The sequence below is a fragment of the Saccharopolyspora sp. NPDC045941 genome, from assembly GCF_056431445.1.
Genome location: NZ_JBWKKU010000065.1, coordinates 18,112 through 31,876 on the forward strand (window position 1 = coordinate 18,112; position 13,765 = coordinate 31,876).

The 13,765-nt window shown below is 70.5% G+C and carries 13 protein-coding genes and 1 tRNA gene; 9 read left to right on the top strand and 5 right to left on the bottom strand.

Annotated elements, in window-relative coordinates:
* Positions 1-56: 56 nt before the first annotated feature.
* Together bagA and bagB are read left to right on the top strand one after the other, a co-directional pair.
* Complete coding sequence (gene bagA / locus AC07FN_RS36480; protein WP_478399743.1) at positions 57-1,055, top strand: ATPase BagA; 999 nt, start codon at positions 57-59, stop codon at positions 1,053-1,055.
* On the top strand, positions 1,052-2,191 hold the full coding sequence (bagB, locus tag AC07FN_RS36485; protein ID WP_452613685.1) for an ATPase BagB: 1,140 nt from the start codon (positions 1,052-1,054) through the stop codon (positions 2,189-2,191). Before bagA ends, bagB begins: the two co-directional genes overlap by 4 nt.
* A gap of 57 nt (positions 2,192-2,248) precedes the next feature.
* Here bagB and AC07FN_RS36490 read toward each other — a convergent pair whose 3' ends face one another.
* On the bottom strand, positions 2,249-2,548 hold the full coding sequence (locus tag AC07FN_RS36490; protein WP_010307833.1) for a WhiB family transcriptional regulator: 300 nt from the start codon (positions 2,546-2,548) through the stop codon (positions 2,249-2,251).
* 247 nt (positions 2,549-2,795) lie between these two features.
* Here AC07FN_RS36490 and AC07FN_RS36495 point away from each other — a divergent pair, with 247 nt between their 5' ends.
* Both AC07FN_RS36495 and AC07FN_RS36500 read left to right on the top strand, forming a co-directional pair.
* Positions 2,796-5,210 (top strand): penicillin-binding protein, encoded by a 2,415-nt coding sequence (locus tag AC07FN_RS36495; RefSeq protein ID WP_478399744.1) that lies wholly within the window; start codon positions 2,796-2,798, stop codon positions 5,208-5,210.
* Positions 5,211-5,821: 611 nt separating this feature from the next.
* Positions 5,822-6,607, top strand: a complete 786-nt coding sequence (locus AC07FN_RS36500) for a siderophore-interacting protein (protein WP_478399745.1) — start codon at positions 5,822-5,824, stop codon at positions 6,605-6,607.
* A gap of 318 nt (positions 6,608-6,925) precedes the next feature.
* Here the strand turns inward: AC07FN_RS36500 and AC07FN_RS36505 are convergent, their stop codons facing one another.
* Complete coding sequence (locus tag AC07FN_RS36505; protein WP_478399746.1) at positions 6,926-7,396, bottom strand: GatB/YqeY domain-containing protein; 471 nt, start codon at positions 7,394-7,396, stop codon at positions 6,926-6,928.
* An 83-nt stretch (positions 7,397-7,479) separates the two neighbouring features.
* On the opposite strand from AC07FN_RS36505, the gene AC07FN_RS36510 reads away from it, so the two are divergent.
* Both AC07FN_RS36510 and AC07FN_RS36515 read left to right on the top strand, forming a co-directional pair.
* Positions 7,480-8,442 carry a metallophosphoesterase gene (locus AC07FN_RS36510; protein WP_478399747.1) on the top strand — a complete coding sequence of 321 codons (963 nt, stop codon included), beginning with the start codon at positions 7,480-7,482 and terminating at the stop codon, positions 8,440-8,442.
* Positions 8,443-8,493: 51 nt separating this feature from the next.
* Positions 8,494-8,567 (top strand) — tRNA-Pro (locus AC07FN_RS36515).
* Positions 8,568-8,621: 54 nt separating this feature from the next.
* On the opposite strand, the gene AC07FN_RS36520 is transcribed toward AC07FN_RS36515, so the two are convergent.
* Entirely contained in the window at positions 8,622-9,029 is a 408-nt protein-coding gene (locus tag AC07FN_RS36520) for a hypothetical protein (protein ID WP_478399748.1), read from the bottom strand.
* A 136-nt stretch (positions 9,030-9,165) separates the two neighbouring features.
* On the opposite strand from AC07FN_RS36520, the gene AC07FN_RS36525 reads away from it, so the two are divergent.
* The 3 genes from AC07FN_RS36525 (at position 9,166) to AC07FN_RS36535 (ending at position 12,258) form a co-directional block, all read left to right on the top strand.
* Positions 9,166-9,822: a TetR/AcrR family transcriptional regulator gene (locus AC07FN_RS36525; RefSeq protein ID WP_478399749.1), complete on the top strand. Its 657-nt coding sequence runs from the start codon at positions 9,166-9,168 to the stop codon at positions 9,820-9,822.
* A 69-nt stretch (positions 9,823-9,891) separates the two neighbouring features.
* The gene (locus AC07FN_RS36530; RefSeq protein ID WP_478399750.1) at positions 9,892-10,374 is read left to right on the top strand and encodes a DUF1203 domain-containing protein; all 483 of its coding nucleotides are present in this window, start codon (positions 9,892-9,894) and stop codon (positions 10,372-10,374) included.
* Positions 10,375-10,422: 48 nt separating this feature from the next.
* Positions 10,423-12,258, top strand: coding sequence for a S9 family peptidase (locus tag AC07FN_RS36535; RefSeq protein WP_358567502.1), 1,836 nt, complete (start codon positions 10,423-10,425; stop codon positions 12,256-12,258).
* Between the two features lie 304 nt (positions 12,259-12,562).
* On the opposite strand, the gene AC07FN_RS36540 is transcribed toward AC07FN_RS36535, so the two are convergent.
* The gene (locus AC07FN_RS36540) at positions 12,563-13,060 is read right to left on the bottom strand and encodes a DUF1059 domain-containing protein (RefSeq protein ID WP_478399751.1); all 498 of its coding nucleotides are present in this window, start codon (positions 13,058-13,060) and stop codon (positions 12,563-12,565) included.
* Complete coding sequence (locus tag AC07FN_RS36545) at positions 13,045-13,722, bottom strand: class I SAM-dependent methyltransferase (RefSeq protein ID WP_478399752.1); 678 nt, start codon at positions 13,720-13,722, stop codon at positions 13,045-13,047. Before AC07FN_RS36545 ends, AC07FN_RS36540 begins: the two co-directional genes overlap by 16 nt.
* Positions 13,723-13,765: the final 43 nt, after the last annotated feature.

Genomic DNA, 13,765 nt, shown 5'->3' on the forward strand with positions numbered 1-13,765 from the left:
TGGCGGGAGTTCGCGGTCGGCAGACATCCGGGGAACGCGGCACTTACGCTGATCGTGTGACCGACTGGGACGGGGAACTGAATCACGCCCGACTGCACGTCGTCAGCGGCAAAGGCGGCACCGGCAAGACCACCGTCGCCGCCGCGTTGGCCCTCGCCTTGGCCACCGGCGGTCACAAGGTGCTGCTGATCGAGGTGGAAGGAAGGCAGGGCATCGCCCAGCTCTTCGACACCGCGCCGCTGCCCTACGCCGAGGAGTGGATCGCCGCGGCGCCCGGCGGCGGCGAGCTCCGCGCGCTGGCCATCGACGCCGAGGCGGCGCTGCTGGAGTACCTGTCGATGTTCTACAACCTCGGTTTCGCCGGTCGCACGCTGCGCAAGATGGGCGCGATCGAGTTCGCCACCACGCTCGCGCCGGGCCTGCGCGACGTGCTGTTCACCGGGAAGATCAAGGAATGCGTCGGCCGGACCGACGAGCGCGGCCGCCACGTCTACGACGCGGTCGTGGTCGACGCGCCGCCGACCGGCCGGGTGGTCAAGTTCCTCGACGTCACCCGCGCGATGGCCGACCTCGCCAAGGCCGGGCCGATCCGCGACCACAGCGACGGCGTGGTGCGCCTGCTGCACTCCAGCGACACCGTCGTGCACCTGGTGACGCTGCTGGAGGAACTGCCGGTGCGGGAAACCCTGGAGGCCGTCGCCGAACTCGACGCCGCCGACCTGCGGCCGGGCGGCGTGGTGTGCAATCGCGTCCGGCCCAACCGGCTGCCGGCCCGCTCGGTCGCCGCGGCCGCGAGCGGCCGGGTGGACGCGGAGCGGGTGCGCGCCGGGCTGGCCGCCGCCGGGCTCAAGGTCGACGACGAGACGCTGGGCGGGCTGGTGCACGAGACGGTCGAGCACGCCATCCGGACGCAGACTGAGGACGCCGCCCGCGCGCAGCTCGCCGACGCCGACCTGCCGACCGTCTCGCTGCCCGACCTCACCGGGATCGACGTCGCCGAGCTCTACGAACTCGCCGAGATACTCAACGAACACGGCATCCGGAGCCCACGATGAGCGAACCGCTGCGACCCGCGCAGGTCGACGTCGACGCGTTGCTGGACGACCCGAACACGAACATCGTCGTCTGCTGCGGGTCCGGCGGCGTGGGCAAGACGACCACCGCGGCGGCCCTCGCGGTGCGCGCCGCCGAGCGCGGCCGCAAGACCGTGGTGCTCACCATCGACCCCGCCAAGCGGCTGGCCCAGGCGCTCGGCCTGCGGGAACTCAGCAACCAGCCCAAGCAGGTGGTGCTGGAGGACTTCGAACCGGCCGGCGACCTCAACGCGATGATGCTGGACATGCGCCGCACCTTCGACGACATGGTGCTCGCGCACGCCGGCCGGGAACGCGCCGAGCAGATCCTGAACAACCCCTTCTACCAAACGATCTCCACGTCGTTCTCCGGCACGCAGGAGTACATGGCGATGGAGAAGCTCGGCCAGCTCGCCGCCACCGGCACCTGGGACCTCATCGTGGTGGACACCCCGCCGAGCCGGTCGGCGCTGGACTTCCTGGACGCGCCGCAGCGGCTGTCCACCGTGCTCGACGGGCGCTTGATCAAGATGCTGTCCAGCCCGGCGCGGGTCGGCGGCAAGGGCCTGCGCAAGATCGTCGGCGCGGGGTTCGGGCTGTTCGCGAAGGCCGTGTCGACCGTGATCGGCGGGCAGCTGCTGGCCGACGCCGCCGCGTTCGTGCAGGCCTTCGACTCGACCTTCGGCGGGTTCCGGGAGCGCGCCGACCAGACCTACCGGCTGCTGCGCTCCCCCGGCACCGCGTTCCTGGTGGTCGCCGCGCCGGAACCGGACGCGCTGCGGGAGGCCGCCTACTTCGTGGAGCGGCTCGCCGGGGAGGGGATGCCGCTGGTCGGCCTGGTCGCCAACCGCACCCACCCGGTGCTCGCCGGGCTCGCCGGACCCCGGGCGGCCACCGCCGCCGAAGAGGTGGAGCAGGCCGGCTCGGCGCCGCTGGCCGCGGCGGTGCTGCGGGTGCACGCCGACCGCGTCGCGGTGGCCGAGCGGGAGAAGCGGATGCTCGCCCGGTTCACCCGGGCCCATCCGGAGGTGTCGCTGATCGGCGTTCCGGCGCTGCCGTCGGACGTGCACGACCTGGCCGGACTCCGGGAGATCGGCCGGCGACTGGCCGGTGAATAGCAGAAGTCGGTTCGGTCAATCCGCCGTGGCGAATTGACCGAACCGACCTCGAACGGACTAGCTCACTTGGTACTCGGTGAAATCGGCGTAATCCTGCCGGGCGGCTTCCAGCAATTCCCGCCAGTTCCGGACGTCGGGCCGGCGCCGCAACAACGCACGCCGCTCCCGCTCCGTCATTCCGCCCCACACACCGAATTCGATCTTGTTGTCTAGTGCCTCACTCAGGCACTCGGTACGGACCGGGCAGCCGAAGCAGACCATTCGCGCCTTGCGCTGCTCGGCGCCCCGGACGAACAATTGGTCCGGATTCTGGTCACGGCATGCGGCGTTGACCCGCCAGTCCCCCTGCTCGAACATAGAGTTCCCCCAGCTCCTCACTGGATCGTCGGCGACCGTTTTCGTCCGGAGCCCCCCGGCACCGGATGTTGTGCTCAGAACTGCTTCAACCACAACAGTGCTGTCGCTGGACGTAGACGGACTGTAGAGCCCGCTGGTTCCACAACCAACCAACGGTTGTCGCTCCGTTATCTTTCTTGCTCATCACATCGGGCGGATCTACGCCGTGACACTCCGTCACGAAGCAACCTCGATTTACTCTGGCGAAGTGCGTGTCCGAGACGGCTTGCTGAAGTTGTTCGGCCTTTGTGTGCTGGCCGGGGTCCTGGTGGCCGGCCTGCTGTTCCCGGCAGCGGGGTCACTCGGAGTGGTCTCCAACCGCGCCAGCGACGCGGTCAACAGCATCTCCACCGACCTGATGACCAAGGAACCACCCCTTGTGACGACCGTCACAGACAGGGATGGGTTGCCCATCGCGTACCTCTTCGACCAGAACCGGTCCCCGGCCCAGCCGGACCAGATCGCCGACACCATGAAGGCGGCGATCGTGGCGATCGAGGACCGCCGGTTCTTCGACCACCACGGCGTCGACTGGGCGGGCACCATCCGCGCCGCGGTGACCAACCAGATGTCCGGCGCGATCGCCCAGGGCGGCTCGACGCTGACCCAGCAGTACGTGAAGAACTACATGGTCCACGTGGTCGCCGGCGGCGACCCGGTCAAGCAGGCCAAGGCCATCGAGCAGACCCCGGCGCGGAAGCTCCGCGAGATCCGGATCGCGCTGCAGCTGGAGAAGCAGCTCAGCAAGGAGGACGTGCTCACCCGGTACCTCAACGTGGTGCCCTACGGGAACCAGGCGTACGGGATCGCCGCCGCCTCGCGCACCTACTTCGACACCACGCCCGACAAGCTGACCATCGCGCAGGCCGCGCTGCTGGCCGGCATGGTCAACAGCCCGAGCGCGCTGAACCCGCAGAACAACCCCGGCGAAGCGCTCAACCGCCGCAACCTGGTGATCAAGGCGATGGAGGACCAGCGCCGGATCACGCCGCAGGCCGCGGAGGAGGCCCGCAACTCGCCGCTCGGCCTCGTGCAACCGCTGAAAAGCCCGCCCAACGGATGCGTCGGCGCCGGGCCGTCGGACGGCTTCTTCTGCAAGTACGTGATCGACTACCTGGAGCGCGCCGGGTTCACCGAGGAGCAGCTCAAGCGCGGCGGCTACACCATCCGCACCACCCTCGACTCGCGCGCCACCGACGCGGCGAAGGCCGCCGCCGAGCGCGGCGTGCCGAAGACGACCAAGGGCGTCGCCAACGTGATGAGCGTGGTGGAGCCGGGCAAGGACAAGCACCGGGTCCGCGCGCTGGTCGCCAACCGCGACTTCGGGCTCGACGCCACCAAGGGCCAGACCGCGTACGCGCTGCCCAGCGGCGTGATCAAGTTCGGCGCGGGCTCGATCTACAAGGTGTTCACCTCGGCGGCGGCGCTGGAGAAGGGGATGGGCATCTACAACACCATCCAGGCGCCGGGTTCCTACACGTCGTCGGTGTACAAGAACGGCACCGCGCCCTACACCGTCGGCAACGCCGAAGGCGTGCGGCCCGGCCCGCGCACCCTGCAGATGGCGCTGGCGACCTCGCCGAACACCGGTTTCGTGGCGCTGCAGGAACGCGTCGGGCTCGCGCAGACGGTGGACATGGCGGCGCGGCTCGGGATGCGCGAGACGCTGCTCAGCCACACCGCGGGCGGCGATCCGCTGGCGCCCGGCGGGGCGAACGGGCTGTCCCAGGCCGACCAGGTCAAGCAGCGCAACATCGGCGCCTTCACGCTCGGCTACGCGCCGACCAGTCCGCTGGAGCTCAGCAACGTCGCCGCCACGATCATGAGCGGCGGCGTGTGGTGCCCGCCGACGCCGATCGAGCAGATCCTGGACCGCAACGGCAACCCGATGTCGATCACCGAGGACCCGTGCGAGCAGGCGGTGGACGAGGGCCTGGCGAACGCGATGGCCGTCGGGATGAGCCGCGACGACCAGCCGGGCGGCACCGCCTACGCGGCGGCCAACGGGGCCGGGTGGACCCGCCCGCTGGCCGCCAAGACCGGCACCACCGAGGCCCACCAGTCGGCCGGATTCCTGGGTGCCACCCCGCAGTTCGCGGGCGCGGTGCTGACCTTCAGTGACGGAACCTCGCCGCAGGGCATCTGCGACTCCGATCCGCCGCGGTTGTGCGGGGTCAACGGCGGGAACATCTACGGCGGCAAGGTGCCGGCGCGGACGTTCTTCGACGCGATGAAGGTCATCCACGAGGGCCTGCCCGTGCTGCCGCTGCCGCCGACGACCGGCCGGTACGAGAACGGCGGCGACGAGTTCCAGGTGCCCAACGTCGTCGGCATGGACCGCAAGCGGGCTTCGGAAACCCTGCAGAAGGCGGGCTACCAGGTCCAGGAGCGCTCGGTGAGCAGCACGCGCAAGCAGGGCACGGTGACCAGCCAGACGCCCCGCGGCTTCGCGCTGCCGGGCGAGATCGTGACGATCTCGGTGAGCACCGGGTACGTGCCGCCGCCATCGCCGGAGAGGCCGCCGCCCGGCCCGCCACAGCAACCACCGCCGCATCCGCCGGGCGACCGGCCGCCGCAGCAGCCGGAACAACCCGTGCTGCCGCCGGGCATCTTCCCGCCGTGACCAGCTGCTCGTGACCGGCTGTTTCCGCCGTGACCGGCCGCAATTTCCATTGAAATTGGACCTTCGATTTCAATGGAAATTGCGGATCTCCGGCGTGTCGGACCCCGACACGCCGGAGGCTGTGGACAACTCCCGCAGTTTCCATTGAGGTTTTTCCAACCTCGTTCTGCGTGGCGGTGCGGGTAGCGGAACCTCAGAGGCTCCCTGGACTGTGGGTGCCCTGACTTATGTATGCCCAATACACGGCGTCAGGGCCGTCCTCGCCGAGGGAACCCCGGAGGGGTGGGCACCGTGAACCCGCGGCGGTGCAGGTGTCGTAGGTGGGCTATGCGCCTGCGGCGCATGCGACACCTCATCGACGTGCAGCTTTGCGACCCGCGGCTGCGGATCGACCAGGATGAAAAACGCTCATTGAAACCTCGGCCGGGGTTTCACCGGACACTCGCGGATCACGGCGTGCCGGAGGCCCGACGCACCGGGATCCCGACGCACCGGAGTCCCGACGCACCGGGGTCCCGACGCACCGGGGTTCCGACGCACCGGGGTTCCCAGTTTCAATTGAAACTGCGGTCGCGCGATCGGCCGGACCGGCGGTTCTTAGACTCGGAGGTGTGACGAACACGCAAGCGAGCACCAGGCGCGCGCGATCCCGATACCGGTTGCTGGACGTGCGGTCGACCGAGCGCATCACGCCTCGGATGGTGCGCGTCACGCTCGGCGGCCCGGAGCTCTCGGACTTCGTCAGCAACGGCAGCGACCAGCGCATCAAGCTGTGCCTGCCGCAGCCCGGCCAGCCGATGCCGCTGGGCCGGACCCGTGCCGAGGTGTTCGCGCTGCCCCGCGAGCAGCAGCCCCGGCAGCGCACCTACACCGTCCGCTGGTTCGACCCGCAGCGGCAGGAGCTGGCGATCGACTTCGTCGTGCACGACCACGACGGGCCGGGCAGCACGTGGGCGACGCAGGCCGCGCCGGGCGAGCAGATCGTCACCGTCGGCCCCAGCCCCGCGTACCGGCCGCAGCCGGACGCCGATCCGCTGGTGCTGGTCGGCGACGAGACGGCGCTACCGGCGATCGCGGCGATCCTGGAGGAGCTGCCCGCCGAGGCCCGCGTGCAGGTGTTCGCCGAGGTCGCCGATGCGGCGGAGGAGCAGTCGCTCGGTTCCGCCGCCGATGTCACCTGGCACTGGCTGCACCGCGACGGCGTTCCGGCGGCGGAGAGCACGCTGCTCGTGGATGCGCTGCGGTCCGCCGAGCTGAGCCCGGACCCGCACGTGTGGATCGGCGCGGAGGCCGACGTGGTGCACCAGCTCCGCGAGCACTGCCAACGGGAACTCGGCCTGGACCGGCGCCGCCTCTACGCCCTCGCCTACTGGCGCCACAACGCCACAGGCGAATAGAACGTTCAGGTAGTCCAGGCCGTCGGCGCCGGGCAGGAACACCAGCGGCGGGCCGCCGGTGCCCGAACGGTGCGGGAACAGCCACCGCCCGTCGACCTCGTACCGGCGTAGCGCGGCGCCCTCGTTCGGTTCGTGCTGCATCGTGGCTCCTCTTCGCGTGGAACGGACCGAAGTCCACGACCACGCCGAGGATGCGGACGCGGGTTTCACCGCGGTGTCACGACGTTTCAGCAGGCACGAGGCCGTGAGCGCTTTGGGGCGCTATGCCACCCCGAAACACTCACGGCCCCGTGACCAGCACAAACATGACCTCGGGAGTCAGCCGGCCAGCTGGGCCTTGACCAGGGCCGCGACCTTGCCGCCCTCGGCGCGGCCCGCCACCTTGGCGTTCGCCGCCTTCATGACCTGGCCCATCTGCTTCATGCCCGGGCGGTCGCCGAGCTCGCCCTCGACCTCCGCGACCGCGTCCCGCACGAGCTGCGCCAGCTCGTCGTCGCCGAGCGGCTGCGGCAGGTAGCGCCGCAGGATCTCGGCCTCGCCGACCTCGGCGTCGGCCTGCTCCGCGCGACCGGCGCCGCGGAACGCTTCGGCGGCCTCGTCGCGCTTCTTCGCCTCCTTGTTCAGCACGCGCTGCACCTCTTCGTCGGTGAGCTCGCGCGCCTGCTTGCCCGCGACCTCCTCCTTGCCGACGGCGGCCAGCGCCATCCTCAGGACCCCGGTGACGACGGTGTCGCGTTGCTTCATCGCGGCGGAGAGGTCCGCCCGCAGCTTGTCCTTGAGCTCGGCCATGTGGTGATTATCCCGCTGCGCGCCGGGCCGCCCGGCGTCAGGCCGAACGCCACCCGGGCCGGTGTCGTCGTAGGGTTGGTGGGGTGAACAAGTTCGGGCGGATTCTGCTCAGCACGGGCGCCCTCGGCGCCGCCGCGGTCACCTACTCGGCCGCGATCGAACGGCGCCACTGGACGCTCCGGCAGGCGACGCTGCCGGTGCTCGCCGAGGACGCGGCACCGCTTCGCGTGCTGCACATCTCCGACCTGCACATGACCCCGAACCAGCGGTCCAAGCAGCGGTGGGTGGCCGAGCTCGCCGAGCTGGACCCGGATCTGGTGGTCAACACCGGCGACAACCTGGCGCACCCGCAGGCGGTGCCCGCGGCGCTGCGCGCGATGGGACCGCTGCTGGACAAGCCCGGCGTGTTCATCTTCGGCAGCAACGACTACTACGGGCCGACCAAGAAGAACCCGGCCCGCTACCTGGTGCCGTCGTGGAAGGCGAAGCGGCTCCACGGGGAGCCGCTGCCGTGGCGCGACCTGCGGGCGGCGATGACCGAGCGCGGCTGGCTGGACGCGACGCACCGCCGGCACGAGATCGAGGTCGCCGGGATGCGGATCCACCTGGCCGGGCTCGACGACCCGCACCTGCACCTGGACCGCTACGACCTGATCGCCGGCCCGGTGCCGTCCGACGCCCACCTGCGCCTGGGCGTGACGCACTCCCCCGAGCCGCGGGTGCTGGACTCGTTCGCCGAGGACGGCTACGACCTGGTGATGGCCGGCCACACCCACGGCGGGCAGCTGCGGCTGCCGGGCTACGGGGCGCTGGTGACCAACTGCGAGCTGGACCGGTCGCGGGCGCGCGGCGCGTCCACCTGGGGCGAGCACATGCACCTGCACGTGTCGGCCGGACTGGGCACCTCGCCGTACGCGCCGGTGCGCTTCGCGTGCCCGCCGGAGGCGACCTTGCTGACGCTGCTGCCGAGGACCCAAAAACCGGCTCCTACCAGTAATAACGCCGCTAATAGGACCCCGTTCGGAGCGGGTGAAAGCGTCCGCTAGACTATGATCCAGCGGTTGAACGAGCACCCGAGATGTTCACCGCTGGAAGATCGGGGTGTGGCGCAGCTTGGGAGCGCGCTTCGTTCGGGTCGAAGAGGTCGTGGGTTCAAATCCCGCCACCCCGACGCAGAAGAGGGCCTTGGCCGGAGTTTTCGGCCAAGGCCCTTTCTCGTTCTCGCCTACGCCGGCCAGGCGGAGCGTCCGGTGATGAGTGCGCGGGCGGCTTCGCGGACGGCGGGCCGGTCGAAGCGCTCGGTTCGCCACATCGTCGACCGCAGGGCGCCGCGGTCGCGGTAGGCGCGCATGATCCGCACGTGATCGGGACGTCCGACGAAGCGCCGCAGGGCTTCCTCGTCGCGCCACACCGAGACCGCACCTGAGCGCGGGCGCCGGAGGCCGGGCACCGCCCACAGCCACATCCCGACCGCGCCGTCCAGATCCGGCCAGGACCTGCGCAGGACGACTCCCGCGACGCCCACGCCGATCATGGTCCACGGCCGGTGCGGCGCGAACTCGGTGATGCTCACGACGGCCGCACCGCCGGGCTCGGGGCCGGGTCGCCACGAGGTGAACCAGATGCTGCCCATGAAGATCTCCTCCGAAGGCGCTGGTCGCGCCCTTCTCTAACAAATAGCACGGTCGTTCGTGCTTCTTTACTACAACATCGAACGCACGGTCGTCCACTCTTCTCGCTAAGCTCGGACATCGACCGACCAGGAAGACGTGGGTACCGACGTGGCAGCACCGCACAACGACCGGCGAGTCGAGCGCGGGAACCGGACCCGCCAGCTGGTCCTCCGCCGCGCCGTCGACGTGGCATCCGTCGAAGGACTCGAAGGACTGTCCCTGGGACGGCTCGCGAGCGAGCTCGAACTCAGCAAGAGCGGCGTGTTCGCCCTGTTCGGCTCCAAGGAGGACCTGCAGCTCGCCGTGGTCCGCGCGGCCACCAAGATCTTTGCCGAGCACGTGATCGAGCCGGTTCGCGACCTCCCGCCCGGGCTCGGCCGCCTGTGGCAGGTGTGCGCCGGCTGGCTCGGATACTCCCGGGACCGGGTCTTCCCGGGCGGCTGCTTCTTCTACTCCGCGTCGGCGGAATTCGACGCCCGCGAGGGCAAGGTCCACGACGCCCTCGCCGAGGGCCGCGCCGACTGGTTCGCCTTCCTCGAACAGATCGCGCGGGACGCGCAGCGGTCGGGCGGGATGGCAGCCGACGCCGACGTCCCGCAACTGGTCTTCGAGCTCGCGGCGTTCCTGGAGATGGCCAACGCCGAGTCCGTCCTGCACGACGAGAGCACCTGCTACGACAAGGCGGCCAACGCCATCCTGAACCGCCTGCGCGGCGTGGCCACCGACCCGTCCGCGCTGCCGACCACGCCGTGACGGCGGCTTCCCGAGTGAGGCGGCCGTTTCCCGCCAGATTCCGCCGTGGGGTGCGACGACGATCGAGGTATGACCTTCCGCGTGTTGCCCATCGAACCTGACGTGCTCGACGAACTCCGCAAGCTCGATGACGCCGGGCGCGAACCTTCCGTCCGCATCGAAGACGCGAAGGACGGCGCTCCGCTGCGCTGCTGCCTGCGGCGCGCCCAGCCCGGCGAGCGGATCGCGCTCGTCTCCTACGCCCCGCTGCGGCGCTGGGCTCAGGAGACCGGGGCCGATCCGGGCGCTTACGACGAGGTCGGGCCCGTGTTCATCCACGCCGAGTCCTGCGACGGCCCTGCTTCGCCGGCGTGGCCCGAGGAACTGCGCGGCAGCCGACGCGTGCTGCGCGCCTACTCCGAGGACGGCCACATCCTCGGCGGCTGCCTGCTCGACCGGAACACCGGGCTCTCCGAGCGCACCGCCGAGGACCTCCTGATGGACCCGGAGGTCGCGCTGGTGCACGTGCGGGCGGTGGAGTTCGGCTGCTTCTTCTTCGAGGTCCGGCGCTGAGCGCCTGCCTGCTCCGCAGTCGGCCGCTCCATCGGGCAGTATCGGGGCGTGAGCACCTACCCCGAGGCGAAGATCCCAGAGAAGCTGTTCGACGACCCGGAGCGGGAGGCCCGCTGGCGGGCCCGGTTCAGCGCGCCCCGCGTGTCGCTACCCGACTGGGCGCGGGACGCCCCGCAACGCAGCCTGTACGTGTCGAACTTCAGCGGCACCTGGGAGATCTACACCTGGGACCGCGACGCGGACAAGCACCGCCAGGTCACTGACCGTCCACAAGGGACGTTCCACGGGACGTTGTCCGCCGACGGCGAGCAAATCTGGTGGTTCGACGACACCGACGGCGACGAGTTCGGCAGCTGGGTGGTCGAGCCCTTCGCCGCCGGCGAGTCCCGGCCCGCCCTGCCTGGCACGCACCCCGGGTACCCGGCAGGGCTGGAGCTCGGTTCGTCGGTGATCGGCATCGGGATGTCCACCGACGACGGCGTGACGGTGTGGGTGGCGCGCGACGGCGGGCGGCCGGAGGTGCTCTACGAGCACGAGCAGGACGGCGGGCTGTCCGCGATGTCCTGGGACGAGTCGATGGTGGTGATCTCGCACTCCGAGCACGGCGACAGCCGCCACCCCGCGCTGCGGGTGCTGCGCGTCGACGGATCCGAGGTTGCCGAGAAGTGGGACGGTCCGGGCAAGGGCCTGGACGCGCTGGCGTTCGCGCCGGTCACCGGCGACCCGCGGCTGCTGGTGCTGCACGAGCGGCGTGGCAAGGAAGAACTGCTGGTCTGGGACGTCGCCGAGGACACCGAGAGCGAGATCAAGCTCGACCTGCCCGGCGAGGTCTCCGCCGACTGGTACCCGGACGGCAAGGCGCTGCTGATCGCGCACACCCACCACGCGCGGACCACGATGCACCGCTACGACCTGGCTGCGGACACCCTCACCGAGCTGCCGACCCAGCCGGGCACGGTGGCCGGGGCGTCGGTGCGCCCGGACCACTCGGTGGAGTACGTGTGGTCGTCGGCGGCGACGCCGTCGCTGGTGCGCACGGTCTCGCGGGACGGCGACGACCGGGTGCTGCTGACGCCGCCCGGTGAGCGCCCGCCGGGCTCGGAGGCCGTCACCGACGTCTTCGTGGAAGTCCCGTACGGGCCGAACGAGACGGTGCACGCGCTGGTGGCGCGCCCGGCCGATGCCGGCGACGGGCCGCTGCCGACGGTGTTCAACCTGCACGGCGGCCCGCACGCGGCCGACGAGGACCGGTTCTCCGCCTACCGGGCTGCCTGGCTGGACGCCGGGTTCGCGGTCGTGGAGATCAACTACCGGGGCTCGACCGGGTACGGCTCGGCGTGGCGGGACGCCATCGAGGGCCGCCCGGGCCTGACCGAGCTGGCCGACGTCGCGCGGGTGCACGACTGGGCGATCGACGCGGGCCTGACCACGCCGGCGCTGAGCGTCGTCGCGGGCGCGTCGTGGGGCGGCTACCTGACGCTGCTGGCGCTGGGCACGCAGCCGGAGCGGTGGGCGGGCGGCGTCGCCGGGGTGCCGGTGGCCGACTACGTGTCGGCGTACGCCGACGAGATGGAGCCGCTGCGGGCCTACGACCGGGCGCTGTTCGGCGGCTCGCCGGAGGACGTCCCGGAGATCTACGAGAAGGCTTCGCCGATCACCTACGTGGACGAGGTGCGGGCGCCGGTGCTGGTGCTGGCCGGGGACAACGATCCGCGCTGCCCGATCCAGCAGATCCTGAACTACCTGGACCGGCTGGGTCGGCGGGAGATCCCGTTCGAGTTCTACCGCTACGACGCCGGGCACGGTTCGCTGGTGGTGTCGGAGACGTTGCGCCAGGTGGCGGCGGAGATCCACTTCGCCCGCCGCGCCGTCGGCCAGGGCTGACCCCTCCCCAGGCCATCCCACCCCCACTGCTCCCCGGGTCTCGGGGGTCCGCAATTTCAATGGAAATCAGAGGTCCGATTTCCATTGAGATTGCGGGAGTTGTCCACAGGACCCGGGAGTTGTCCACAGGTGTCGGTGTGTCGTGGTCCCGACACACCGGTGGTCCCCAAGTTTCCGTTGGGGCTGGGGATCCGGTTGCGGCGGATACCCGAGGTGCAGTTTCAATTGAAACCGCACCCGAACGGGACTTGGGTTCCGCGGGTGGGGTGGTCGGTGGGGTTCGTCCGGTGGCGTGGTGCTCGGGTCAGAGTCGTTCGGCCCGGACCACGTCGAGGTTGTGGAAGGTCGGCTCTCCGTCGCAGAGGTCCCTCATCTTGCGGGACAGCGCATCTGTTTCCGGTAGCCGGGAGTTGCGCATCGCCTCTTCGTAGGACGGGAATTCGACGAGTTCGTAGTAGCTGCCCGGGTGCTCGTGGTCCTGGGTGAGCACCGCTCGCTTCGCCGTGCGCTTGCCGCCGGTGGCTTCCTCCCATTCGTCCAGGAGCTCGTCGAGCTGGTCCAGCTTGCCGGTCTTGAACTCGATGAGCTGCACGAAGTTCATGCCGTCCGGCTCGCCGGCCGGGGTCTCGTCCTCCAGCAGTTCCCGGATCTGCTCGCGCAGCTCCGGGGTGTCCTCGTGCCGGTGCACCGTCACCGCGTGTTCGGTGGCGGCGCGCAGCACCTCTTCCTCCTCGCCGCTGATGGTGAGCGAGCAGTTGCTCTCGCTCGGGTACTTGCGGCAGTCCGCTATCTTCCTGACCACGGCGGATCTCCTGGTTTGCGAATCGGATTGCGCAGCCACGCGAGTTCGCGCTCGTACTGCGGGTCCGGGCGGGTGGCGATGCCCTGCACCAGCGGCGCGCGCACGTGCGCGGACGGCCAGTACCAGTCGGCGCGGCGCACCACCAGGCCCGCCCGGTAGAGCTGCGGCATCACCTCGACGTTGAGGCGGCAGCGCCGGCAACCGCGCAGCATCTCCTGCGCCCGGTCCTGCGCCTGCCCCACGACGCCGGGCGCCCGGGTGTGCTCGAGGAACAGCAGTTGGCCGACCGGCCGCAGCACCCGGCCGATCTCGCTGAGCGCCGACTGCGGTTTCTCCGTGCTGCACAAGGCGAACCGGCAGACCACCACGTCGAAGGCGTCGTCCGGGAACGGCAGGTCCGCCGGATCGCCGTCGACGAACTCGGGGTCCAGGTCCGGGCGCTCGCTGCGCAGGTCCGGTTTGGCGCCGAGCATCGCGAGGTAGCAGACGTGGCGGTAGGCCAGCAGGTCTTCGAGGAGGAACGCGCCGATGTCCAGCACCCGTCCGGCGGCCCGCTTCCCGGTCAGCACCCGGAACCGCTCGATCATCTCGATCGGCGGTGCCACCCCGGCCCGCTTGTAGTGGCACACGGTGGCGGAGCGGACGGCGTCGCCCGACGTCATGTCCGCAGCATGAGCACTCGCGGGGACAGATCGCCAGGGGCTT

Bases quoted from the DNA above. Each gene is read 5' to 3' on its own strand.
- bagB (WP_452613685.1), top strand. From the start codon at position 1,052: ATGAGCGAACCGCTGCGACCCGCGCAGGTCGACGTCGACGCGTTGCTG.
- AC07FN_RS36490 (WP_010307833.1), bottom strand. From the start codon at position 2,548: ATGTTCGAGCAGGGGGACTGGCGGGTCAACGCCGCATGCCGTGACCAG.
- AC07FN_RS36505 (WP_478399746.1), bottom strand. From the start codon at position 7,396: ATGGCCGAGCTCAAGGACAAGCTGCGGGCGGACCTCTCCGCCGCGATG.
- AC07FN_RS36520 (WP_478399748.1), bottom strand. From the start codon at position 9,029: ATGGGCAGCATCTGGTTCACCTCGTGGCGACCCGGCCCCGAGCCCGGC.
- AC07FN_RS36530 (WP_478399750.1), top strand. From the start codon at position 9,892: ATGACCTTCCGCGTGTTGCCCATCGAACCTGACGTGCTCGACGAACTC.
- AC07FN_RS36545 (WP_478399752.1), bottom strand. From the start codon at position 13,722: ATGACGTCGGGCGACGCCGTCCGCTCCGCCACCGTGTGCCACTACAAG.